Source organism: Caulobacter sp. SRI_008 (assembly GCF_057586355.1).
In genome coordinates, this window is sequence record NZ_JBYCZS010000044.1 from 1 (window position 1) to 22,320 (window position 22,320).

The window sequence follows — 22,320 nt, forward strand, 5'->3', positions numbered from 1 at the left end:
GCGCCGATCGGCGCCCCCGCGAGAGTCGCGGCGAGCATCAGCCCAGCCAGCGGCTTAAAGGTGAGTTTCATCGTTGGTATCCCCTTTCCCCGACGATTACAGAGCGGCCGGGCCGGTTTCGCCCGTCCGAATGCGCACGGCTTCTTCGACATTGAGGACGAAGATCTTGCCGTCGCCGATCTTGCCCGTGGCCGCGGCGGCCTTGACCGCTTCGACCGCCTTGGCCGCGGACGCATCGTCCACCACGGCTTCCAGCTTCACCTTGGGCACGAAGTTCACTTGGTACTCCGCGCCGCGATAAATTTCGGTCTGGCCCTTCTGGCGGCCGTAACCCTTCACTTCCGACACCGTCAGGCCTTCGACGCCCGCGGCGACCAGCGCCTCGCGGACTTCATCGAGCTTGAAGGGTTTGACGACCGCTATGATCAGTTTCATCCGCCTTGCTCCGGCCCGCCGTACAGGCAGGCCCCCCTTGTTTGGTTGCTAGAGCGCGTTCGCTCACTCGATCACCGCGACGCCGCCGGAATGCGGCCGCGTCGTTTCCCCGGCGCTCGCACGCTATCGGCCACGGTTCCTGGAACGGGGGCACGGGTTAGGGTTTGAGAAACGAAAGGGACGAGGCGCCGGAAAAATAATCATAGAACACCGATATTGCACTTTTAGAAGGCAAAATAAGCGTCCAGCGGCGCCGTGGCGCGGGACGTCGCTGAACGTCTACAATCGCGGCTCCCATCTCCCTTTCGGAGGATTCTCCATGCCGCCCCTGTGGGCCAAGATCGCCCCGTGGGCGCTGCTGATCTGCTCGAACGTCTTCATGACCTTCGCCTGGTACGGTCACCTCAAGCACCGCGCCATCGCCCTGCCTCTGGCCATCCTGACCAGCTGGATGATCGCGCTGCCCGAATACATGCTGGCGGTTCCCGCCAACCGCATCGGCGCGGGCGTCTATTCCACGGCCCAGCTCAAGACCGGCCAAGAAGCGATCACGCTGATCGTCTTCACGTTGTTTTCCTACTTCTACCTCGGAGAGGCGATCCGCTGGACGACTGCGCTGGGTTTCCTGCTGATCTTCGCCGGAGCTTCACTGGTGTTCTTTTTCAAGTAACGGCGAAGTCTGGATCACGAGCCCGTGAGGTCGTGCAACGGACTCGCAATCTGGAGCGTACAGCCGGCCTGGAATTCGAGCGAAAGGACCAGGCCATGTATGTGACGCGCTTCCTCTCCGCCGCCGCCGCCGTCGCGCTGCTCTCGGGCGTTGCGATCGCCCAGACGACGGCCCCGGCCCAGCCGCCCGCCGCTCCGCCTCCCGCGACCACCGCCGCCCCGGCGACGGCGGCCGCCAAGGTGACCCCGAACGGCGACCTGATCGCCACGGCCAAGGCTTCGGGGCAGTTCACGGTCTTCCTCAAGGCCCTGGACGCCACCAACCTGACCAGCGTGCTGGCCAGCAATCCGAACCTGACGGTGTTCGCCCCGACCGACGCGGCCTTCGCGGCCCTGCCGGCCGGCGAGCTCGATCGCCTGATGCAGCCGGCCAACGCCGCTCAGCTGCAGAAGGTGCTGACCTACCACGTGATCAACACCAAGGTGGACAGCAGCAAGATCAACGGCGCCAAGGGCGAGGTGAAGACCGTCGAGGGCTCGTCGGTCGTGCTCGACGGCAGCGGCGCGACCCCGATGGTCGACGGCGCCAATATCGTCCAGGCCGACGTGCTGGCCACCAACGGCGTGCTGCACGTGGTCGACAAGGTGCTGATCCCCAAGGACGTGCCGATCCAGGCGGCCGCCGCCGCGACGGATGACGCCGCCACCAGCATGGCCTCGACGACCGCCAGCGCCGACGTGATGTCGGCCACCGACGCCGGTTCCGACGTCGCCGCCCAGGCCGCGCCGGCGCCCGCTCCGGATCAGGCCGCGACCCCGTCGGCCACCGACGCCCCGGCCGACCAGGCCCTGAACCCGACCACCGCGCCGGCCCCTGCCGATCCGACCGCCGCCACCACGGCGCCGGCGGCCGACACCGGCACGGCCGCGCCCACTTCGGCGACCCTGCCGGCCTCGTCGCTGAACCCTGAGCAGCAGGCGACCCTGAAGGCCGGCGACGCCAACGTGGTCTCCAACCCGCCGGTCGCCGACACGCCCGAGAACCGCAAGGCCTACGGCTCGCCGATGTCCAACGCCGGCAAGCGCTCGGCCGCCAAGGGCAACTAAGTTCGAACGGGGTGTAACAAACGACGTCCCCTTCGCTTGAAGCGACAGTCGGCGGGCCCTATGGTCCGCCGACTTTTTTCAGGCCCTTGTTCGGACGTCATGCCCGCCGCCCCCAAATCGTTTCAAAGCCTCATCCTGACGCTCCATAACTACTGGAGCGAAAAGGGCTGCGTGATCCTGCAGCCGCACGACGTGGAAGTGGGGGCGGGGACGCTGCACCCGGCCACGGTGCTGCGCGCGCTCGGCCCCAAACCGTGGAACGCGGCCTACGTCCAGCCCTCGCGCCGTCCGGGCGACGGCCGCTATGGCGAGAACCCCAACCGCCTGCAGCACTATTACCAGTACCAGGTGATCCTGAAGCCGAACCCGGCCGACATGCAGGACCTGTACCTGGGCTCGCTGGAGGCCATCGGCCTCGATTTGCGCACCCACGACATCCGCTTCGTCGAGGACGACTGGGAAAACCCCACCGTCGGCGCCTGGGGCCTGGGCTGGGAAGTCTGGTGCGACGGCATGGAAGTGTCGCAGTACACCTACTTCCAGCAGGTCGGCGGCCTGGACGTGAGCCCGGTCGCGGGCGAGCTGACCTACGGCCTGGAACGCCTGGCCATGTACGTGTTCGGCGTCGACAACGTCTATGACCTGCCGTTCAACGATCCCGACTCGCCGCTGGGCGCGCTGACCTATGGCGACGTCTTCCTGGCCAACGAGCGCCAGCAGTCGGAAGCCAACTTCCACGGCTATGACGTCGCCGTGCTCAAGCAGCAGTTCGAGCAGATGGAAGAGCAGGTGCCGCTGATGCTGGCTCGCTCCTACAAGAACGAGACCCTCGTCCTGCCGGCCTACGACATGGTCCTCAAGGCCAGCCACCTCTTCAACCTGATGAACGCCCGGGGCGCGATCGCCGTCGCCGAGCGCGCCAGCTACATCGGCCGCATCCGCGACCTCTGTAAGATGTGCGCCCAGAAGTGGGTCGAGCTGCAGGAAGCCGCGTAACTCCAATGCCCCAACTGCTTCTCGAACTGTTCTCCGAAGAGATCCCCGCCCGCATGCAGGGCCAGGCCGCCAAGGACCTGGAGCGCATGGCGCGCGAGCACCTGGCCGCCGCCGGCTTCCTGCCCGAGGCCCTGAAGACCTTCGCCGGCCCGCGCCGCCTGACCCTGGTGGCCGAAGGCCTGCCGCTGGCCCAGGCCGACCGCAAGGAAGAGCTGAAGGGCCCGCGCGTCGGCGCCCCGCAGCAGGCCATGGACGGCTTCCTGCGCAAGGCCGGCCTGACGCAGGACCAGCTGGTCGAGCAGAACGGCGTCTGGATGGCCTTCGTCGAAAAGAAGGGCCGCCCGACCGCCGAGATCGTCGCCGAGATGGTGGAAGCCATCGTCCGCGGCTTCGCCTGGCCCAAGTCGATGACCTGGGGCACGGGCAAGCTGCGCTGGGTGCGTCCGCTGAAGCGCATCCTCTGCGTGCTCGACCGTGAAGTGGTGCCGTTCAGCATCGACGGCATCGCCAGCGGCGACGTCACCGAAGGTCATCGCTTCATGGGTGAGGCCAAGCCCTTCGTCGCCAAGGACTTCGACGAGTATGTCGCCGGTCTGGAAGCCCACTTCGTCGTGCTCGACGTCGAGGAGCGCAAGGCGCGCATCCTCGAAGGCTGCAAGACCCTGTGCTTCGCCCGTCATCTGGAGCTGGTCGAAGACCAGGGACTTCTGGAAGAAGTCGCGGGCCTCGCCGAATGGCCGACCCCGGTGCTGGGCGACATGGATCCGTCGTTCCTCGACCTGCCGCCCGAGGTGATCCGCACCTCGATGCGCACGCACCAGAAGTACTTCGCCGTGCGCAAGCCGGGGGAGGCTGGCTTGGCCCCGCACTTCATCACCGTGGCCAATATCGAGGCCAAGGACGGCGGCAAGGTGATCGCCGCCGGCAACGCCAAGGTGCTGTCGTCGCGCCTGTCGGACGCCCGGTTCTTCTGGGACGAGGACGTCAAGACCGGCTTCGAGCCGTGGCTGGCCAAGCTGGACGGCGTGACCTTCCACGCCAAGCTCGGGACCATGGCCCAGCGCGTCGAGCGCATCGTCGCCCTGGCCGGCGAGATCGCGCCCCTGGTCGGCGCCGATGTCGAGAAAGCCAAGGAGGCCGCGCGCCTGGCCAAGGCCGACCTGACCTCGCAGATGGTCGGCGAGTTCCCCGAACTGCAGGGGATCATGGGCGGCTACTACGCCCGCCACTTCGGCCTCGATCCCGAGATCGCCGCGGCGATTCAGGACCACTACAAGCCGCAGGGCCCCTCCGACGCCGTCCCGACCGCGCCGCTGAGCGTGGCCGTGGCGCTGGCGGACAAGCTGGACACGCTGGTCGGGTTCTTCGCTATTGGCGAAAAGCCAACGGGTTCGAAAGATCCGTACGCGCTGCGACGCGCGGCGCTGGGCGTGATCCGCCTCATTCAGAGCGCTGACGTCAACCTGCACCTGATGGAGGTGCTCCTCCCTGTTCTGCGACGAGCCTGGCAGGGAATGTGGTCTATCGATCTTCTTTCGGCCGAGGGCGGGCTTACCGGTAGGGCGCGGGATCCTGCGAAAGATGCGGCCGAAATAGCAGTGTTGCTGCAACATATTGGCAAGCGTCTCGAAGACGGAGTGCCGGCAGTTCCCGGGGAGATCGAGTCTATTGATGAAGTGCTGGCCTTCTTCGCCGACCGCCTGAAGGTGACGCTGAAGGACCAGGGCAAGCGCCACGACCTGGTAGACGCCGTGTTCGCCCTGGGCGACGACGACCTCGTGCGGATCGTCGCGCGGGTCGAGGCTCTGGACGGTTTCCTTAAGACCGACGACGGCAAGAACCTGCTGGCCGGCTACAAGCGCGCCTCCAACATCCTCAAGGCCGAGGAGAAGAAGGGGCCGCTGCCGGAAGGTACGCCCGAGGAGCCGGCCGCCGACAGCGCCGCCGAGGTCGGGCTCTACCAGGCCCTGCGCCTGCTGGACCGTCCGCTGAAGGACGCCCTGGCCAAGGAAGACTTCACCGGCGCCATGGCCCAGCTGGCCGAGCTGCGCGGGCCGGTCGACGCCTATCTCGACGGTGTCTTCGTCAACGACCCCGAGCACCGCGACAACCGCCTCAAGACCCTCGCCGCCGTCCGCGCGGCCATGGGCCAGGTGGCTGACTTCGGTCTGGTTGGGGGCTAATCCTTCTCCCCTTGCGGGAGAAGGTGTCGGCGATAGCCGACGGATGAGGGGTCTCTCAGACATGAAACGCCGCGACAGCTGATCGGCTGTCGCGGCGTTTTGCGTTGGTGCGACCCCTCACCCGACCTCCTTCGGAGGCCACCCTCTCCCGCAGGGGGAGAGGGGCTATTCACACACATCCGCCCACTTGGCGTTGACCGCGTCGGTCCCGTCCGCCTCCTCGATCACCAGCGCGCCGTCGGACCAGACGAAGCGTTCGGGGCCGTCGAAGCTGTCCTGTTCCTGCTGGATGTCGACTTGGCCGCAGACCGAGACGACGTCGCCGTCCTGATGAGTGAAGACCTGGCCGAAGACGACGGCCGTGGCTTCGGGGAAGCGGTTCTGCACGGCGATCTTGCCGCCGGAGATGGCCAGCTGGTCGTCGCCCCGGTCTTCGACCGCCTCGTCGGCGGCGTCGTGGAAGACGTAGGCCACGAGGCCCAGGCCCGTGCCGAGCAGGATCACGGCGGCGCCGACCGCGGCCAGGATGCGGATGTCGATCTTCATGCCGGCAGTCGGCCGCAGGTTGCGGGCGCGGTCAACCGTCGGGGCGAAAACCTCGTCCTTCGACAAGCTCAGGATGAGGTTTTTCCTGCGCCGAGCCAGCCATGATCCTCACCCTGAGCCTGTCGAAGGGAGAGGATCACGCACTCATTCCCGCAGCAGCGGCAACGACAGCCCGCCGGCCTGCCGCGCGCCCAGGATCTCGCGCCGGAAGCGGAACAGTTCGGCCGGGCGGCCGCCGGTTTCGCTGTCGAGGCGGCCCAGGCCCTCGACCAGGTCCTCGCGCTCGACCACGCGGCGGAAGTTCTGCTTGTGCAGCGGCACGCCGGCGATGGCCTCGACGGTGCGCTGTAGGGTCGAGAGGGTGAACTCGGCCGGCGTCAGTTCGAACACCACTGGGCGGTACTTGATCTTGCCGCGCAGGCGGGAAAGCCCGGTGGCCAGGATCCGTCGGTGGTCGGAGATCATCGGCTCGCCCAGGGCCGCCGACAGGGCCTCGGGCTCGGCCGGGTCGTGGCCGTCGGCGCGGGCCCGGTCGCGGGCGGCTTCGGGGGCGAGGCCCGCCTCGTAGAGCAGCTCGTAGCGCTCCAGCACCCGTTCCTCGTTCCAGGGGGCTCCGTCGAGGGCGAAGGCCAGGCGGGCGCGGGCCAGGCGGTCGGCGTCGTCGCCGGCCCAACGGCGCAGGGCCGGGGCGATCGCCTCGTCGAGCAGGGCGGGGCGGCCGGCGCGCCAGTCCTCCCAGGGGAAGAAGCGGGTCCATGGCGCCCAGACGGTGTCGGGCGCCTGGGTGTCGGTGGCCTTGGGCGTCAGGCCCAGATAGCCGATCGAGACGACGCGGGCCGCGCCGGCCCCGACCTCGGCGCGCGGGGCGTCGCGGCCCTTGTCGCCGAAGGTGTAGAGTTGCTCGACATAGCCCAGCTGGAAGCGGGTCTGCTCGGTGACGAAGGCGCGCAGGGCCAGCTCAAAGGTGCGGTGGCCCTCGGGGTCGAACGGACCGAATGGCAGGCCGGGCAGGGGCGAGGCGATGTCGGTGACGGCGTCGTGCGGCCGCACGGTCAAGACCACGACCTCGCCGTCGCGCACGGCCACGACCACGGCCGATAGGCCGATGACGACGGCGGAGCTGGAAGAGCCGCCGCTCATTCGGTCTCGCCAATCATTCTGTTTCGAACGCCGCGCTGGGCGAGGATTCGTAGCCGGCCGCCTTCGACAGCACGTGGAACCGCTGGACGTAACGGGCCTGGGCCTCGAACGGGGGCTGTGGGACGATCTTCAGGTCGTAGCCGGCTGGCGGCGCGCCGAAGATCGACAGAGATTCGGCGTGCTCGAACCCGGCCAGCTGGGTGGCCTCGAAGAAAGCGCAGGCGCGGTCGGCCTGCTTGATCAGCTTCTTGATCGGGGCCGGGGTCTTCACCGGCAGGCCGAAGCGGATGTGGATGGCGTCTTCCAGCCGGGCCTCGAAGTCCTTGTACGAGACGCCCAGCGCCGCCTTGAACGGGCTGATCATGTCGCCGATCACGTATTCGGAGGCGTCGTGCAGCAGGGCGGCCAGGCGCCAGCGCGGCTCGAGGTCGGGCTTGATGTGGGCGGCGATCTCTTCAACCACCAAGCTGTGCTGGGCCACCGAGAAGCCGTGCTCGCCGATCGTCTGGCCGTTCCAGCGGGCCACCCGCGCCAGGCCGTGGGCGATGTCCTCGATCTCGATATCCATCGGCGACGGGTCGAGCAGGTCCAGCCTGCGGCCCGAAAGCATCCGCTGCCACGCTCTCGGCTGGCCCTTATGCAGCCCTTTGGCCACGAGATCGTTCCTTACGGTGAAGGTGGTTTGAGTGCCGCATCGCTTGATGAAGATCAATGATGGCCCGGGCCGACGCCTGTGGAAATGCGTTTTGTCAGAAAGCGCGCAAAGGCGCGTTACGGCAGGGCGCGGGGACCGATTTCGGCGCCCGTCGCGCGCCGGCGATTTGGAGGATGGATCATGAGCTGGGCGAGAATCATGGCGCCGCTGGCCGGGGCCAAGTCCGACGAAGGCGTCCTGCGGGCCGCGGCCGAGCTGGCCGCCGGCTTCGACGCCGAACTGGCCGCCATCCACGCGCCGGCCGACGTGGCCGACCTGATGCCGTGGATGGGCGAGGGCTTCATGGGCGGGGTGCAGGTCACCGCGCTCGAAAGCCTGAAGGAAGCCGCCGTCGAGGGCGCTCACGCCGTCGAGGCCCTGGTCGCTTCGCTCGGCTATCCGCGCGCCCGGGTCACCACCCTGGAATCGCCGGTGTGGGCGGGCCTGGCCATGGAGTGCCGCCTGTCGGACGTGATCGTGTTCGACGACGCGGCCGCGCGCGGCAAAGGCCCGTTGGCCGAAGCCTTCCAGCAGATGATCGCCGACGAGCAGCGGCCCGTGCTGGTGGCGCGTTCCGGCCTGAAGGTCGGCGGTACGGTCCTGGTGGCCTGGGACGGCGGCAAGGAGGCCAGTCGGGCGCTGCGCACGGCCCTGCCGCTGCTGCAGAAGGCTTCGCGGGTGGTGGTGGCCGGCGCGCCGGCGGCCTCGTCGCGCAGCTTCGAGCTGGCCCGGATGGTCGACTTCCTGGCCGCGCGCGGGGTGACCGCCCAGGTGCGGGTGCTGGAGGGCGCGCACGACGCGGCCAAGCTGCTGCTGGAAGCGGCGCGCGAGGAGGGGGCCGAGGTGCTGGTCGCCGGCGCCTTCGGCCACCCGCGCCTGCAGGAGTTCATCTTCGGCGGCACGACCCGCAGCCTGCTGAACGCCGACGGGCCGTCGCTCTTCCTGTCGCACTGAGTTCTCAACCAAGAAGAAGGAGGCAGTCCATGTCCCTGTCGCGCATCGTCATGCGCCTGGCCCGCAATCCGGGCACCGAGTTCGCCGGCGGCGACGATCATCGCGGCTACGCCCTGACCGCGCCGCTGACCGACGACGGCCATCTGGACGAGGCCGAGTACGCCAAGGCCAGGAAGGACTGCGCCGTCCGCCGCTTCGCCCCCGACGAGGACGCCGCCGACGGCCGCCTGGCCCGCCGCGGCGAGCGCTGGTTCTTCGACTATGACGAGGACGACCAGATCGACGACGAGCCGGTGCATCGCCTGGGCCAGCACCGCTTCGCGGTCGGTGAATACGTCACCGTCACCGACGAGGATGGCCGACCGCTGACCTACAAGGTCATGGAAGTGACGCCGATCTGATCCCTCTCCCCTTGCGGGAGAGGGTGGCCTCCCGAAGGGAGGTCGGGTGAGGGGTCTCGCGTACAGAAACGCCGCGACAGCCGATCAGCCGTCGCGGCGCTTTGATTTCTGAGAGACCCCTCATCCGTCGACTTCGTCGACACCTTCTCCCGCAAGGGGAGAAGGAGGCGCTAGCCCCCCACGTTGTGGCGCACGAGCGCCTTCATGGCCTTGAACAGGTCGCCGTCCTCGCTGTCGCGGCGCTTGGCCTTGACCACGGCCACGGCCAGCGGGCCGCCCTGCGGGCCGCGGGCTTCGTAGCCGGCCAGGTGGTAGCCGGTCGGGGCCTTGTCGCTGGCCAGCACCAGGGTGGCGCGGACGCCGTCCTTGGCCTTGCGGCGCTGCTGGATCACCGCGCCGTCGTCGTTGGCGTGGATCGAGACGTCGCCGTCACCGTCGTCGCTGGAGCTGACCTGGACCGTGCGGCTCTCGTGGCCGCCGTCCTTGCGCTCCTCGACCTTGGTGGTCTTGCCGCCGCCGCTTTCGGTGACGTTCTTGGTGACCCGCACCTGGGCGTCGCCGTCATTGGCGTTGATGGTCATGCCGCCGATGCGGATGTCGGCGCCTTCGTCGCGGGCGTCGATGCTGAGGCCGGGCAGCTTGATGTGGGCGGTGTTCTTGCCGCCCGGGGGCTTGGGGGCGGCCGAGGCCTTCAGCTGCGGCATCAGGGTCTTGAGCTCGGCCTCGATCGGGGCGAGGGCGGTTTCGGCGTCGTTGTTCTGGAAGTCGACCAGCCGCAGGCTGACTTCGGCCTGGTCGCCGGCGTACTGGCACGAGCGGCCGTCGGCGGCGACCGAGACGCGCGTCAGGCTGCCTTGCTTTTCAGGGCAGTCCAGCCGCGAGATGGCCCGCAGCGGCTCCTTCCTGTGGACCACGCCCTCGTGCTTGTCGGTCTTCACCGACACCTCCGGAGAGCAGGCGGCCAGGGCCGCCACGCTGGCGGCCAGGACGAGGATGAGGCGCATAGAAAGGGTCCTTCGCGTTCGGCGCGAAAGTGTGCGGGTCGGCGATCCGCGTCCAATGAAATCGCGGTAACTGCGCCTTATCGGCGCCAGATCCCTACTGCCCCGGCCGGGCGCTGCCTTCGCGGCGGGCCAGGAAGGCCAGGCGCTCGAAGAGGTGCACGTCCTGCTCGTTCTTCAGCAGGGCGCCGTGCAGGGGCGGGATCAGCTTGGTCGGATCCTTCTCGCGCAGCACGGTCTCGTCGATGTCCTCGACCAGCAGCAGCTTCAGCCAGTCGAGCAGCTCGGAGGTCGACGGCTTCTTCTTCAGGCCGGGAACCTTGCGCATGTCGTAGAAGATGCGCAGCGCCTCGGAGACCAGCTTTTGCTTGATGCCCGGGAAGTGCACGTCGACGATGGCCTGCATCGTCTGCTCCTCGGGGAAGCGGATGTAGTGGAAGAAGCAGCGGCGCAGGAAGGCGTCCGGCAGCTCCTTTTCGTTGTTGGAGGTGATGATCATCACCGGCCGCACCTTGGCCTTGATGGTCTCGCCGGTCTCGTAGACGAAGAACTCCATGCGATCGAGCTCCTGCAGGAGGTCGTTCGGGAACTCGATGTCGGCCTTGTCGATCTCGTCGATCAGCAGCACGGGGCGCTGCTCGCTCTCGAACGCCTCCCAGAGCTTGCCCTTCTTGATGTAGTTCCTGACGTCCTTGACGCGCTCGTCGCCCAGCTGGCTGTCGCGCAGGCGGGTGACGGCGTCGTACTCGTAGAGGCCCTGCTGGGCCTTGGTCGTCGACTTGATGTGCCAGGTCAGCAGCGGGGCGTTCATCGCCTTGGCCACTTCATAGGCCAGCACGGTCTTGCCGGTGCCGGGCTCGCCCTTGATCAGCAGGGGGCGTTCCAGCGCCACGGCGGCGTTGACGGCGACCTTGAGGTCCTCGGTGGCGACGTAGTCGGCGGTGCCTTCGAAGCGCTGGCTCATCTGGTATTCCTGACGGCGCGCCCGTTGCGTCGGGCGCGCATCGAACAAGTGTTCAAAACGTCAGTCTAACCTACAGAGCATCGGTCTTCCGGATCAAGACGGGTTCTGCGGCGGTTGGCGATGACGGCGGGCCACGGACGGCGGATCGCTGGCCGGGAAGCTATCTTCCAGGCCTTCCTCCAGCTGTTCTTCGAGGTTTTCCGTATCTTCCGGGGCAGGGGCGTCGGGTTTTGGATCGGACATGGGAGGTCTCCTGGCGGAGCGGAATTATGCGCCGCCTTTGACGCGCGGCTAGAATGTTTTGATCGCGGACCCGACCGGCCTTCGCGGCCTAGCCGCGCTTGTCGTAGCCCAGGGCCTCGATGTCGTCGTCGGCCAGGCGCGTCGACTCGTAGTCGGACGGTTCCTCGCTGTCGTCGGAGATCTGGTCCTCGTCCGACAGGCCGCCGCCGACCGGATCCAGCGGCTCGCGCTCGACGTCCAGGCCCTCGTCGTCGCGGCCGGCTTCCAGTTCGTCGTCGATGTCCACGAGTTCGTCGTCGTCGAGGAGGTCGAGGTCCTCGTCTTCCGAGGCGTCGTCCTCGGCCTGGGTGACGTCGTAGACGTCGTCGATCTCGTCGAAATTGGCGATGTCCTCGCCGTCTTCGGTGAGGTTGGTCTCGTCCAGGACCTCGGCGACGTCCTGCGGCTCGAAATCGGTTTCCGGGGGCATGGCGGGTCTCCTGCTGGAGCGGCGCGATCGCCGCCCGTCAGGGAGTCAAACCCGCCCCGGCGCCCGTCGTTCCTGAACCTCAGCCGGCGAACTCGCCCAGGGCCTCCGACACCTGCGCCATGATCGGCCGCCAGTCGTCGTAGTTCGGGGCGATGAAGCAGCGGGCCTGCGGGTACCAGGGATAGTGGTCGGTCCCCAGGCGCGTCCAGGCGGCCGCGCCGGTCAGCAGCCAGATCGGCGCGCCGCAGGCGCCGGCCAGGTTGATGGTGGCGTTGGCGAAGCCCAGCGTCAGGTCCAGCGCGCAGGAGAGGGCGGCGACGTCGTCGAGGTCCTGCTTCAGATCGATGCCCGGCGGGGTCCAGATCTCGACGCCCAGGTGGTCGCGGGCGTAGGCGATCTCCTCGTCGCAGTCGCCGTACTGCAGGTTCACGAACGAGATGCCGGGCGTCTTCAGAACGGGTTCCCACAGCTCGAACGGCGAGAACTGGCGGGCGCGCTCGGCGTTCAGGCGCAGGCTCTTCCACAGCAGGCCGACCTTGGGTCCGGGCGGAGCGCTTTCCAGCACCGTCTTCCAGTGGGCGACCCGCGCGGGATCGGGCGTCAGGAAGCGCTCGCGGGCGGGGAAGGCCTCGGCGGTCGGGCGGAAGGTCTTCAGCAGCGACGCCATCGGCACCCAGCAGTCGATCTTCGACCAGTCCTCAATGAAGGGCGCGTTGCGGTAGGTGCGGCCCTGATAGGCCACCGTGCGGTGGACGCTGACCTGGGCCTGCGGGAACGAGCGTTCGAACAGCGGGACGAGGCGGCGCTCGACCACCACCGACAGGGCGCCGTCGGGGCCGAGGGCCTCGATGACGTCGGGCAGGGGGTTGGCGAACATCACCTCGTCGCCCAGGCCCTGCTCGGCCAGGACCAGCAGGCGCTTGCCGGCCAGGTCCTCGCCGGGCTCCCAGGCGCGGACCGGCATCGGATAGTGCGGCGCGCCAGGCAGTTCGGGGTCGAGACGCGCCCGGTAGGCCTCCCAGCCCTCGGCCACGCGGCCCAGGGCCAGCAGGATGGTCGAATGGGCGAATCGCATGGTGGCCAGGTCTTCGGTCGACTCGGCGGCGGCGATGCCGGCCTCGCAGTCGGCGCGGGCGCCTTCGACGTCGCCCAGGTCGAGGCGGGCGAAGGCGCGGTTATGGTGGCCCTTGCCGAAGTTGGGCGACAGGCGCAGGGCCTCGTCGAAGAAGGTGAGGGCGGTGCGGCCTTCGCCCATGCTGCACATCACCGTGCCCAGGGTGTTCCACAGCGCCGGCACTTCGGGATTGGCCTGGATGGCGGGCTTGAGGACGTCGATCGCCGCCGATTCCTGGTTCAGGTCGCGCAGGGCGCAGGCCAGGTTGTTGACGCCTTCGAGGTCGCCGGGCCGCTCGTTCAGGTAATGCATGAAGAGCTTGGCGGCGATGTCGGGCATTTCCAGGCGGAAGGCCAGGCGGCCCAGGTCGCCGGCCACCTGGCCCTGGCTGGGCAGGAGCTGCAGCGCCGCCTCGTAGCACTGCATGGAGGAGGCGAAGTCGCCCAGCTTCTCGCGGGCCACGGCCAGGACGTGCCAGGCCACGCCCGTGCGCTCGTCCTTCTTGAGGGCCTTGAGGGCGTTCTTCTCGGCGCGGGCGTAGTCGCCCTGCTGCACGGCGACGATGGCGCGGTTGAGCAGCTTCACGCTTTCGTGGTCGCGGACGGCGCGGGCTTCGAGATTCAGGCGGGCGATCGAATCGGACGAGGCGGAATCGCCCAGCTGTTCGGCGCGCAGGCCCAGGTGGACGCCTTCACCGGCCGCTTCTTCGGCGGCTGCGAGGGCGGCGGCCGAGATTCCGAAGCCGAGATTGCGGGACATGCGACCACCTTGGGCGATTGGATGACTTCATCCTCTGGGCGAGTATGCTTAATTGAGTCCTAAGCTGCGACTTACGGTCGCGTCGGCGGCAACAAGGCGTTAACCCACGGCGACCTAGGGTCCCGTCTGAACGCCATTCCGGCGAACCGCCATCACGGCGGACGGGCGCAGCGATGGAAAGGAGCGGCCAAAAGTGCCTTTGAAGCTGTCGCTGAAGCCCGGCGAGAAATTCGTGTTGAACGGGGCGGTCGTGCAGAACGGCGATCGTCGCGGCGTGCTGGTCCTCCAGAACAAGGCCTCGGTGCTGCGTGAGAAGGACATCATGCAGCCCGACCAGGTCACCACGCCCTCGCGTCGGATCTACTTCCCGGTCATGATGATGTACCTGGAAGAGGCCGGCGCCGAAAAATACTACGACGAGTTCGCCACCCGCCTGACCGAGTTCATGGGCGTGGTGCGCAACGCGGCCGTTCTGGCCGATTGCATCGCGATCTCGAAACACGTCATGGCGCGTGAATACTACAAGGCGCTCATGCTGAGCCGTAAGCTGATCGATTACGAAGACGAGAGGTTGGGGAATGTCTCTTCGGGCCTACCAACAGGCGGCGACCAGGACTGAGAATCCGCGAGAGGTCGAGTACCGTCTGTTCGGACAGGTGACTCGGGCCCTCATGGAGGCTTCGGAAGCCGAGGATGGCGACATCCAGAAGCGTATCCACGCTCTGGACTGGAACCGTCGTGTCTGGTCCGCGCTGGCGACCGACTGCTCGCTGCCGGAGAACACCATGCCCAAGGAGCTGCGCGCGAGCATCATCTCGCTGAGCCTCTGGGTCAGCCGGCACTCGAGCCTGGTCATGCGCAAGGAAGAGGAGTTCGAGCCTCTGATCGAGATCAACCGCATGATCATGCAGGGCCTGGCCGCTCGCGCCGAAGCGGCCTGACCTGATCGCGCTACGGCGCCGCTCGGCGCCGATTGCCGCTTCTCTTCGGAAAAACCTGCCGCCCGGCGAATGTTGCATTCGCCGGGCGGTTTCGTTTCCGGCCTGATATTTTTAATTCCCTTATATTTCAAGGCGTTGCGATTTGGCCTGAACTGGCCCGCCGTTTGCGATGGTTCCCGCGGGCAAAACGCCCGACCGGCAAAATGCCGGGGCTCTCCACCAAAATGGTAGGTTCCTATGATCGCCAACTCCATCAACACCAATGCCGGCGCGATGATCGCGCTGCAGAACCTGAACGCCACCAACTCGGAGCTGACCACCACCCAGCAACGCATCAACACCGGCAAGAAGATCTCGAGCGCTAAGGACAACGGCGCGATCTGGTCGATGGCTGAAATGCAGAGCGCGACGTCGAGCTCGTTGAACGCCGTGAAGGATTCTCTCCAGCGCGGTCAGTCGACGATCGATGTTGCTCTGGCTGCAGGCGACACCGTCACCGATCTGCTGGGCAAGATGAAGGAAAAGGCTCTGGCCGCTTCCGACACCTCGCTCAACACCGCCTCGTTCAACGCCCTTCAGGCTGACTTCACGTCCCTGCGTGACCAGATCACCAAGGCTGTGACGAACGCCAAGTTCAACGGCGCCAGCGTGGTGGACGGTTCGACCACCAAGCTGGAATTCCTGGCGAACGAAACGGGCTCGGCGTTCACCGTCTCCTCGCGGACCCTGTCCCTCACGGGCATCGGTCTGTCGGCGACGACGACCTTCGCGAACGCCGCTGCGGCCAAGACGATGATCGCCACCATCGACACGGCTCTGCAGACGACGACGAACAAGCTGGCTTCGCTCGGCACCAACTCGGTCGGCCTGGACATGCACTTGACCTTCATGGGCAAGCTGCAGGACAGCCTGGACGCCGGTGTCGGCAATCTGGTCGATGCGGACATGGCCAAGGAAAGCGCCAAGCTGCAGTCGCTGCAAACCAAGCAGCAACTGGGCGTGCAGGCACTGTCCATCGCCAACCAGGCGCCCCAGTCGATCCTGTCCCTGTTCAAGGGCTGATCGAAGAAGCGCCAAGGCGGCGACAAGCGCCGGGCGGTCGAAAGACCGCCCGGCGTTTTCTTTTTTCCGGTCCTGCATTTCCGGCGACCGGCGGTCGATTTTCGGGTGGGCAAAACGGTCGCATCTGCTGAAACCTGCCCGGCACATTTTGCCGGATGGCGCCTAAAGTCGGCAGGAATTGCCGGGCGACAACGTCCTAAACGAACATATAACGTAGTAATTTCAACGGCTTAAAAATTTCGCATGGGTGGGCAGGATTGGCCCGGTAGTTGCTTCCTAGTTCAGTGAGCAAAACGCTCCCGGCAGTCAAAATGACGTCGGACAACCTGAAATAGGAACATATTCGTTATGGCGCTGAACAGCATCAACACGAACTCGGGCGCGATGATCGCCCTGCAAAACCTGAACTCGACCAACAGCGATCTCGCCGTTACGCAACAGCGTATCAACACCGGCAAGAAGATCGGCAGCGCCAAAGACAATGGCGCTATCTGGGCCACCGCCAAGAACCAGTCGGCCACCGCCTCCTCGATGAACGCCGTGAAGGACTCGCTGCAACGCGGTCAATCCACGATCGACGTCGCTCTGGCCGCCGGCGACACCGTCACGGACCTGCTCGGCAAGATGAAGGAAAAGGCCCTGGCCGCTTCCGACACCTCGCTGAACACTGCCTCGTTCAACGCCCTGAAGTCTGACTTCACTTCGCTGCGCGACCAGATCACCAAGGCCGTGAGCAACGCCAAGTTCAACGGCGCCAGCATCATCGACGGTTCGACCACGAAGCTCAGCTTCCTGGCCAACTCGGACGGCACCGCCATCACGGTGAACTCCAAGACCCTGTCGCTGGCTGGTATCGGCCTGAGCACCAGCACCACCTTCGCGGACGCCGCCGCTGCCAAGACGATGATTGCGACCATCGACACGGCTCTGCAGACGACGACCAACAAGCTGGCCTCGCTGGGCACCAGCTCGACCGGCCTGGACACCCACCTGACCTTCGTCGGCAAGCTGCAAGACAGCCTCGACGCCGGCGTGGGCAACCTGGTCGACGCCGACCTGGCCAAGGAAAGCGCCAAGCTCCAAGCTCTGCAAACCAAGCAGCAGCTGGGCATCCAGGCGCTCTCCATCGCCAACCAGTCGACCGGCACGGTCCTGAGCCTGTTCCGATAAGGAACGAGCAGGGGGCGGTCCTCGCGGGCCGCCCCCGCCTTTCTTCGGCCTTGGCCGGGGAGGGGATAACAGAGGCGCCGCCGAGAACCGGCGGCGATGGGAGAGATGGAAAGCAAAGCCGCGCTGACGGCTCAGGTTCAAGAGTTGTCCGCGCAAAATCCGATCGTTTCGCCCACCGTCCCAGGCTCGTCCTCGGACGGCGATGTCGTTTCCGACGCCCGCAAGGCCGATGCTCGCAAGAGCGCATCGACCGCCGCCGAGCAGAAGGCCGACAACGGTCCTCAGCCCGGCGACCTGCGTCTGGTGATCGAGGAAGACATCGACAGCGGGGTCTACGTCTACAAGACGGTCGACCGGCGCACCGGCGAAACCCTTAAGCAATATCCGCGCGAAGACGTGCTGAGGTTCAAGGACGCCGCGTCCTACGGCCCCGGCAAGATCTATGACGGCCTGACCTAAGGCCTTATCGCGTAAGGATTTCCGGCCAACGCTTGCGGCGCGACGTCGCAGGCGCGTTATGGTTTACGCGCGTTAACCATATTCTTACCGCCGCAACGGCAAGTTCACGGTCGATCCTGCTCGGCCGCCGAATCGCGTACCGAGCTCCCTCGTAAGTCGGCGAGAACGCCGTTCGGAGATCGTGATGACGCTGAGCGTGAACACCAATCAGCCTGCGCTGATCGCCCTGCAGAATCTGAACAAGACCAATGACGAGATGCAGGGCGTTCAGACCCGCATCAACACCGGCCTTGCGATCTCGAGCGCCAAGGACAACGCCGCCGTCTGGTCGATCGCTCAGGACCAGCAGGCCGACCGCTCGGCCCTGTCCTCGGTCAAGATGAGCCTCGACCGCGCCACCTCGATCGCCGACGTCGCCCTGACGGCCGGGGAGTCGGTCTCCGACCTGCTCAACCAGATGCGCGAGAAGGTGGTCGCCGCCAAGGACAGCTCGCTGTCGACCTCGGCCCGCAAGGCCCTCGACGCCGACTTCCAGGGCCTGCTGAGCAACCTGACCCAGGTGGTCGACAGCGCCACCTTCGACGGCGCCAACATCCTCGATGGCAGCCAGACCGCCTCCATCACCTTCCTGGCCGACGCCGACGCCCAGACCGTCATCTCGCTGAACCTGCAGACCCTGTCGCTGGGCAGCCCCAACAACAGCCTGGTGGCCACCGATAGCATCGCCAGCCTGACCCAGGCCACGGCCGTGCTGACGCGCCTCGACTCGACCATCGCCTCGGTCAACCAGGCGGTCGGCTCGATCGGCTCGCAGGCCAAGCAGATCGACGCCCACAACACCTTCGTCTCCAAGCTGTCCGACGTGCTGGAGACCGGGGTGGGCAACCTCGTCGACGCCGACATGGCCAAGGAAAGCGCCCGCCTGCAGGCCCTGCAGGTCAAGCAGCAGCTCGGCGCCCAGGCCCTGTCGATCGCCAACAGCGCCCCGCAGATCATCCTGTCGCTGTTCGGCAGCGGCGGCTGAGGCTGCCGCTACGGAATTGTCACAACAAACGCCGGTCTTTCCCTAGGCCGGCGTTTTTTGCGTGGTTACTCTGTGCGTCGCGGCGCAAGGGGATTCGCTCGGCATGATCGAACTGCGGGACTTGAAGGACGAAGACGAGGCGGTGCTGTTTCAGTGGCGCGCCGAGCCCGAGGTCGATCGCTGGATGTCGGACGCCGCCTTCCCCAGCCGGGAAGCGCATGCCGCCTGGTTCGAGTCGCTGCGCACCAATCCGAACATGCGCGGCTGGATGATCGTGCGCTCCGGCGCGCCGGCCGGTCTGCTGACCCTGACGGGCCTTTTGTCGCATCACCGACGGGCCAGCTGGAACTGGTTCGTCGGCGCCGCCGACGCCCGCCGGCGCGGGGTAGGGCGGGCGGCCCAGGTCCTGGGCCTCGACCGCGCCTTCGGCGAGCTTGGCCTTCACAAGGTGTTCGCCGAGGTCATGGCCGACAACGACGCCGCCCTGAAGGCTCAGTCCGCCTCGGGTTTCCGCCGCGAGGGCTATCTGCGCGGCCACGTGCTGAAGAACGGCGAGCCGCGCGACGTGGTGCTGCTGGGCATACTGGCCGAGGAATGGGCCGGCCTGCGCGAAGAGGCCCGGCGCTCGCTCAGCGACGCCCACCTGATCGCCGCCTAAGGTCGGCTTCCATTTACACGTCTTAACGAAACGTCAGCGTTCATAACCGTAGATTGCCGCTGTGTGGCGCATTGCGCCTTCCGTGGAAGCTGTTGTGATCACTTTCGACACCAGTTCGCTGCTGAGCTACTATCAGGCCAAGGTCGGCCTGACGGGCTCGACTGCGTCCACGACGACGACCACGGGGACGACCTCGTCGTCGTCCAGCAAGAAAGCCATTCCGGCCGCGCCCTGGACCACGGTGTCCACCCAGGCCAGCGACCTGGTGAAGTCGGCGCTGAACGGCCGCAAGTTCATCGACGAAGGCGCCGCCGAGGCGGCCTCGCCCGGCATTTCCGGCGACTACAAGAAGCTGTTCACCGCCTACCAGGCCCTGAACACCCTGACGGCGATCGCCAGCCAGGCCAGCGGCAAGAACGTCTCCGACAGCGAGATCAAGCGCCTGCAGACGGCGATGACCAAGGGCCTGACGGAGCTCACCAACTACGTTCAGAACCTGAACGGCGAGAACATGCGCCTGACCACCGGCGCGGCCATGACCACCGACAAGTCGACGGTCGGCATCCCCAAGAACGTCTACGGCTACGTCACCAGCACGCTCTACAGCGGCCAGGTCGACGACGAGGTCCCGCAGTTCAAGGGCGACGTCAGCTTCGACATGGCGGTCACCAAGTTCGGCGAGACCACGACGCTGAAGATGGACCTGTCCGAGATGGGCTCCAAGCCGCGGACCATGGCCAACGTGGTCAGCTTCTTCAACGAGAAGCTTTCTGCCGCCGGCTACAACACCACCTTCGCCGTCGAGCGCACGGCCGGCGTGGCCCGCACCACCACGGTCAACGGCCAGACGGTGAAGCTGCCGGCCACCGGCGATGACTTCGCTCTGCGCATCCGCGGCGACTCGATCGAGAAGCTGAACTTCACCGCCTCGGTCTCCAAGCCCGCCGTCTATATCACCACCGAGGCCGGGAACCCCGACCCGGACAAGGACACCAAGACCGACGACGCGGTCATCGAGAACACCCTGACCAAGTACGGCGCCGGCTCGGGCGCGACGGCCGGGACCAAGGTGTTCTCCGACACGCTCGAGGGCACGGTCGCCAAGGTCCACAAGACCGTCACCGGCCCCGACGGCTCGATCTACGTGCTGGCCGACGTCGAAAAGAGCGTCGAGAGCCAGACCATCAAGGGCGACCAGGACGTCGCCCTGCTGAAGTACGACTCGGCCGGCAAGCTGCTCTACGCCCGCAGCCTGGGCGCGGCCGACACCGCCACCGGCTATTCGATCGCCGTGTCGAGCGACGGCAAGGTGGCCGTGGCCGGCTCGGTAGCCGGAACCCTGACCGGCGCCACCACGGGTCCGATCAACTCCGACAGCAACGGCACGGTGACCGACAGCTTCGTGTCGCTGTACGACGCCAACGGCGACGAGAGCTGGACGGTGCGTCGCGGCGGCCTGCTGGAAGACGAGGCCACGGCCGTCGCCTTCGGCCAGGACGGCGTCGTCTACGTGGCCGGCCGCACCAAGTCGGACCTGCCCGGCGCCACCGGCTCGGCCTCGCAGGGCGGCTACGACAACTATCTGACCGGCTTCGCGGCCGACATCACCGGCACGCCCAAGGCCCTGTTCACCACCCATTTCGGCAGCGCCGAGAACGACACCGTCTCGGGCATGGTCGTCGACGGCGGCAAGGTCATCGTCGCCAGCAAGGAAGGCAGCGAGGCGATGCTGCGCAGCTTCGACGTCTCCACTTCGGTGGTGACCGAGAACCGCACGGCGCTGAACTCGGCCGGCGTCTACGAGACCAAACCGGTCACCTACACCAAGGCCGCCACCATGACCGTGGGCGCGACGCGCGACCTCGGCACGCTGAAGGGCGGCGACATCGCCGGCCTGACCATCGACAACGGCCAGCTCTATGTCGGCGGCTACACGACCAACGGCTCGCTGACGGTCAACAACGTCAAGTCGGCCGCCTCGGGCGGTTCTGACGGCTTCGTCGCGCGCGTGTCGCTCGACCTGACCAGCACTTCCGGCGACACCCTGGCCTATTACGGCGGCACGGGCGACGACACGGTCACCGGCATGGCCGTTTCCAACGGCCAGGTCTGGCTGGTGGGCTCGGCCGGTAAGGACCTGGCGGGCCAGGCCACGGTCGGCACCAAGGACGGCTACGTCGCCCAGATCGACATGGCCACCGGCGACGCCACCTGGGAACAGCGCCTGACGGGCAAGGACGGCTACGCCACTCCGACCTCGATCGCGGTCGACGCCTCGGGCTCCAGCGCGCTCGACATCTTCGGCCTGCCGCGCGGCACGATGAACTACACCCAGTCGGACAAGATCGTGTCGGCGACCTCGGCGCGGCCGGGCGACACCTTCCAGATCCGCACCCGCGAGCGCGGCCCGCTGACCACCATCACCATCGGCGCCGACGACACGCTCGACACCCTGGCCGACAAGATCCGCCGGGCGTCGGGCTACGCCGCCAAGGTGTCGATCTCCAGCGACGGCAACATGCGCAAGCTGAAGATCACCCCGGCCTACAACACCTCGACGGTGGAAGTGCTGCCGGGCAAGGGCGACAGCAATGTGCTGAGCGCCCTGGGCCTGGCTTCGGGCATCGTGCGCAACACCAAGACCGACGACGGCCGCACCGTCTCGGCCGACGGCAAGGGGCCGGTCTACGGGCTGAAACTGCCGACCGAACTCAGCCTGGTCGACGAGACGGCCCGGGCGACCACGGCCGACCTGCTGAAGTCGGCCACGGCGGCGATCCGCAACGCCTATCGCGAGATGGCCGACATCGCCAACGGCGTGAAGGCCGACGGCTCGGCCACCACCTCGGGCAAGACCGGCGGCACGGCCCCGGCCTATCTGACCAACCAGATCGCCAACTACCAGGCCGCGCTGGACCGCCTGACCGGCGGCAGCTAGGCCGCGCATGGCCTTCGCGGCCGCCGTGACGCTTGAAACCGTCATCGACGCGTCGTAGCCAGGGGGCATGGAACTTCTCAAAGATCGACGCGTGCTGCTGGGCGGCGGAGCGGCCCTGGCGGTGATCGCGGGCCTGGCCGTGGCCTTCACGCTGATGGGCGGCAAGGATCGCAAGCCGGCCGAGGATCCGCCGGCCTCGCGCGGCGGCCTGATCGTCGAGACCGGCCGTTCGGACGACACCAAGCTGAACGATCCGGCCCGCCCGCTGCGCTGCTTCGTCGGCGGCCAGTTCGTGGGCGAGACCACCCTGGCCGAATGCGCCAAGAAGAACGGCGTGGCCACCGGCGCCCTCGACGTCGGCGTCGACGAGACCGGGGCCCTGGCCGCCGCCGA

At 67.1% G+C, this 22,320-nt stretch carries 23 protein-coding genes and 1 pseudogene; 15 read left to right on the forward strand and 9 right to left on the reverse strand.

Annotation, left to right across the window (positions count from 1 at the left end):
* Positions 1-96 precede the first annotated feature (96 nt).
* A complete protein-coding gene (locus tag AC2YHT_RS25030; RefSeq protein ID WP_035046383.1) occupies positions 97-435 on the reverse strand; it encodes a P-II family nitrogen regulator in 339 nt (112 codons plus the stop codon).
* A gap of 319 nt (positions 436-754) precedes the next feature.
* Between AC2YHT_RS25030 and AC2YHT_RS25035 the strand changes: the two genes are divergently transcribed.
* From AC2YHT_RS25035 to glyS, 4 genes are all read left to right on the forward strand, one after another.
* On the forward strand, positions 755-1,105 hold the full coding sequence (locus tag AC2YHT_RS25035; protein WP_110121777.1) for a DMT family protein: 351 nt from the start codon (positions 755-757) through the stop codon (positions 1,103-1,105).
* A 32-nt stretch (positions 1,106-1,137) separates the two neighbouring features.
* Positions 1,138-2,211 carry a fasciclin domain-containing protein gene (locus AC2YHT_RS25040; protein ID WP_487292519.1) on the forward strand — a complete coding sequence of 358 codons (1,074 nt, stop codon included), beginning with the start codon at positions 1,138-1,140 and terminating at the stop codon, positions 2,209-2,211.
* Between the two features lie 99 nt (positions 2,212-2,310).
* Entirely contained in the window at positions 2,311-3,207 is an 897-nt protein-coding gene (locus tag AC2YHT_RS25045) for a glycine--tRNA ligase subunit alpha (RefSeq protein WP_487292520.1), read from the forward strand.
* Between the two features lie 5 nt (positions 3,208-3,212).
* Positions 3,213-5,390, forward strand: coding sequence for a glycine--tRNA ligase subunit beta (gene glyS, locus AC2YHT_RS25050; protein ID WP_487292521.1), 2,178 nt, complete (start codon positions 3,213-3,215; stop codon positions 5,388-5,390).
* Positions 5,391-5,555: 165 nt separating this feature from the next.
* Here glyS and AC2YHT_RS25055 read toward each other — a convergent pair whose 3' ends face one another.
* From AC2YHT_RS25055 to AC2YHT_RS25065, 3 genes are all read right to left on the reverse strand, one after another.
* Positions 5,556-6,002 carry a hypothetical protein gene (locus AC2YHT_RS25055; protein WP_487292522.1) on the reverse strand — a complete coding sequence of 149 codons (447 nt, stop codon included), beginning with the start codon at positions 6,000-6,002 and terminating at the stop codon, positions 5,556-5,558.
* A 78-nt stretch (positions 6,003-6,080) separates the two neighbouring features.
* Positions 6,081-7,076: an NUDIX hydrolase gene (locus tag AC2YHT_RS25060; protein ID WP_487292523.1), complete on the reverse strand. Its 996-nt coding sequence runs from the start codon at positions 7,074-7,076 to the stop codon at positions 6,081-6,083.
* A gap of 13 nt (positions 7,077-7,089) precedes the next feature.
* Entirely contained in the window at positions 7,090-7,731 is a 642-nt protein-coding gene (locus tag AC2YHT_RS25065; RefSeq protein WP_487292524.1) for a YfbR-like 5'-deoxynucleotidase, read from the reverse strand.
* Between the two features lie 180 nt (positions 7,732-7,911).
* On the opposite strand from AC2YHT_RS25065, the gene AC2YHT_RS25070 reads away from it, so the two are divergent.
* Positions 7,912-8,724, forward strand: coding sequence for a universal stress protein (locus AC2YHT_RS25070; RefSeq protein WP_487292525.1), 813 nt, complete (start codon positions 7,912-7,914; stop codon positions 8,722-8,724).
* A 29-nt stretch (positions 8,725-8,753) separates the two neighbouring features.
* Positions 8,754-9,125, forward strand: coding sequence for a hypothetical protein (locus AC2YHT_RS25075; RefSeq protein WP_110121782.1), 372 nt, complete (start codon positions 8,754-8,756; stop codon positions 9,123-9,125).
* 170 nt (positions 9,126-9,295) lie between these two features.
* Here the strand turns inward: AC2YHT_RS25075 and AC2YHT_RS25080 are convergent, their stop codons facing one another.
* From AC2YHT_RS25080 to AC2YHT_RS25100, 5 genes are all read right to left on the reverse strand, one after another.
* Positions 9,296-10,129, reverse strand: coding sequence for a hypothetical protein (locus AC2YHT_RS25080; RefSeq protein ID WP_487292526.1), 834 nt, complete (start codon positions 10,127-10,129; stop codon positions 9,296-9,298).
* A gap of 94 nt (positions 10,130-10,223) precedes the next feature.
* The gene (locus AC2YHT_RS25085; protein ID WP_487292527.1) at positions 10,224-11,090 is read right to left on the reverse strand and encodes an AAA family ATPase; all 867 of its coding nucleotides are present in this window, start codon (positions 11,088-11,090) and stop codon (positions 10,224-10,226) included.
* 93 nt (positions 11,091-11,183) lie between these two features.
* Positions 11,184-11,333 carry a hypothetical protein gene (locus tag AC2YHT_RS25090; protein ID WP_487292528.1) on the reverse strand — a complete coding sequence of 50 codons (150 nt, stop codon included), beginning with the start codon at positions 11,331-11,333 and terminating at the stop codon, positions 11,184-11,186.
* 88 nt (positions 11,334-11,421) lie between these two features.
* On the reverse strand, positions 11,422-11,802 hold the full coding sequence (locus AC2YHT_RS25095; RefSeq protein ID WP_487292529.1) for a primosomal protein: 381 nt from the start codon (positions 11,800-11,802) through the stop codon (positions 11,422-11,424).
* A 79-nt stretch (positions 11,803-11,881) separates the two neighbouring features.
* Positions 11,882-13,675 carry a tetratricopeptide repeat protein gene (locus AC2YHT_RS25100; RefSeq protein WP_487292530.1) on the reverse strand — a complete coding sequence of 598 codons (1,794 nt, stop codon included), beginning with the start codon at positions 13,673-13,675 and terminating at the stop codon, positions 11,882-11,884.
* A 193-nt stretch (positions 13,676-13,868) separates the two neighbouring features.
* On the opposite strand from AC2YHT_RS25100, the gene flbT reads away from it, so the two are divergent.
* The 9 genes and pseudogenes from flbT to AC2YHT_RS25145 form a co-directional block, all read left to right on the forward strand.
* A complete protein-coding gene (gene flbT / locus AC2YHT_RS25105; RefSeq protein WP_110121787.1) occupies positions 13,869-14,294 on the forward strand; it encodes a flagellar biosynthesis repressor FlbT in 426 nt (141 codons plus the stop codon).
* The gene (gene flaF / locus AC2YHT_RS25110) at positions 14,254-14,616 is read left to right on the forward strand and encodes a flagellar biosynthesis regulator FlaF (protein WP_110121788.1); all 363 of its coding nucleotides are present in this window, start codon (positions 14,254-14,256) and stop codon (positions 14,614-14,616) included. Before flbT ends, flaF begins: the two co-directional genes overlap by 41 nt.
* Positions 14,617-14,853: 237 nt before the next feature.
* Complete coding sequence (locus tag AC2YHT_RS25115) at positions 14,854-15,678, forward strand: flagellin (protein WP_487292531.1); 825 nt, start codon at positions 14,854-14,856, stop codon at positions 15,676-15,678.
* A 348-nt stretch (positions 15,679-16,026) separates the two neighbouring features.
* On the forward strand, positions 16,027-16,848 hold the full coding sequence (locus tag AC2YHT_RS25120; RefSeq protein ID WP_198574983.1) for a flagellin: 822 nt from the start codon (positions 16,027-16,029) through the stop codon (positions 16,846-16,848).
* A gap of 144 nt (positions 16,849-16,992) precedes the next feature.
* Complete coding sequence (locus AC2YHT_RS25125; RefSeq protein ID WP_487292532.1) at positions 16,993-17,307, forward strand: hypothetical protein; 315 nt, start codon at positions 16,993-16,995, stop codon at positions 17,305-17,307.
* A gap of 184 nt (positions 17,308-17,491) precedes the next feature.
* Positions 17,492-18,331: a flagellin gene (locus AC2YHT_RS25130; protein ID WP_487292533.1), complete on the forward strand. Its 840-nt coding sequence runs from the start codon at positions 17,492-17,494 to the stop codon at positions 18,329-18,331.
* A 103-nt stretch (positions 18,332-18,434) separates the two neighbouring features.
* Complete coding sequence (pseH, locus tag AC2YHT_RS25135) at positions 18,435-18,989, forward strand: UDP-4-amino-4,6-dideoxy-N-acetyl-beta-L-altrosamine N-acetyltransferase (protein ID WP_487292534.1); 555 nt, start codon at positions 18,435-18,437, stop codon at positions 18,987-18,989.
* A gap of 94 nt (positions 18,990-19,083) precedes the next feature.
* Complete coding sequence (locus AC2YHT_RS25140; RefSeq protein ID WP_487292535.1) at positions 19,084-21,927, forward strand: hypothetical protein; 2,844 nt, start codon at positions 19,084-19,086, stop codon at positions 21,925-21,927.
* A gap of 67 nt (positions 21,928-21,994) precedes the next feature.
* Positions 21,995-22,320 (forward strand): annotated as a pseudogene (locus tag AC2YHT_RS25145) (hypothetical protein); the annotation flags it as partial.

Coding starts and splice junctions, on each gene's coding strand:
- AC2YHT_RS25130 (WP_487292533.1), top strand. CDS start 17,492: ATGACGCTGAGCGTGAACACCAATCAGCCTGCGCTGATCGCCCTGCAG.
- AC2YHT_RS25100 (WP_487292530.1), bottom strand. CDS start 13,675: ATGTCCCGCAATCTCGGCTTCGGAATCTCGGCCGCCGCCCTCGCAGCC.
- AC2YHT_RS25080 (WP_487292526.1), bottom strand. CDS start 10,129: ATGCGCCTCATCCTCGTCCTGGCCGCCAGCGTGGCGGCCCTGGCCGCC.
- AC2YHT_RS25070 (WP_487292525.1), top strand. CDS start 7,912: ATGAGCTGGGCGAGAATCATGGCGCCGCTGGCCGGGGCCAAGTCCGAC.
- flaF (WP_110121788.1), top strand. CDS start 14,254: ATGTCTCTTCGGGCCTACCAACAGGCGGCGACCAGGACTGAGAATCCG.
- AC2YHT_RS25035 (WP_110121777.1), top strand. CDS start 755: ATGCCGCCCCTGTGGGCCAAGATCGCCCCGTGGGCGCTGCTGATCTGC.
- AC2YHT_RS25030 (WP_035046383.1), bottom strand. CDS start 435: ATGAAACTGATCATAGCGGTCGTCAAACCCTTCAAGCTCGATGAAGTC.
- AC2YHT_RS25085 (WP_487292527.1), bottom strand. CDS start 11,090: ATGAGCCAGCGCTTCGAAGGCACCGCCGACTACGTCGCCACCGAGGAC.
- pseH (WP_487292534.1), top strand. CDS start 18,435: ATGATCGAACTGCGGGACTTGAAGGACGAAGACGAGGCGGTGCTGTTT.
- AC2YHT_RS25045 (WP_487292520.1), top strand. CDS start 2,311: ATGCCCGCCGCCCCCAAATCGTTTCAAAGCCTCATCCTGACGCTCCAT.
- glyS (WP_487292521.1), top strand. CDS start 3,213: ATGCCCCAACTGCTTCTCGAACTGTTCTCCGAAGAGATCCCCGCCCGC.
- AC2YHT_RS25090 (WP_487292528.1), bottom strand. CDS start 11,333: ATGTCCGATCCAAAACCCGACGCCCCTGCCCCGGAAGATACGGAAAAC.
- AC2YHT_RS25120 (WP_198574983.1), top strand. CDS start 16,027: ATGGCGCTGAACAGCATCAACACGAACTCGGGCGCGATGATCGCCCTG.
- AC2YHT_RS25075 (WP_110121782.1), top strand. CDS start 8,754: ATGTCCCTGTCGCGCATCGTCATGCGCCTGGCCCGCAATCCGGGCACC.
- AC2YHT_RS25095 (WP_487292529.1), bottom strand. CDS start 11,802: ATGCCCCCGGAAACCGATTTCGAGCCGCAGGACGTCGCCGAGGTCCTG.
- AC2YHT_RS25115 (WP_487292531.1), top strand. CDS start 14,854: ATGATCGCCAACTCCATCAACACCAATGCCGGCGCGATGATCGCGCTG.
- AC2YHT_RS25060 (WP_487292523.1), bottom strand. CDS start 7,076: ATGAGCGGCGGCTCTTCCAGCTCCGCCGTCGTCATCGGCCTATCGGCC.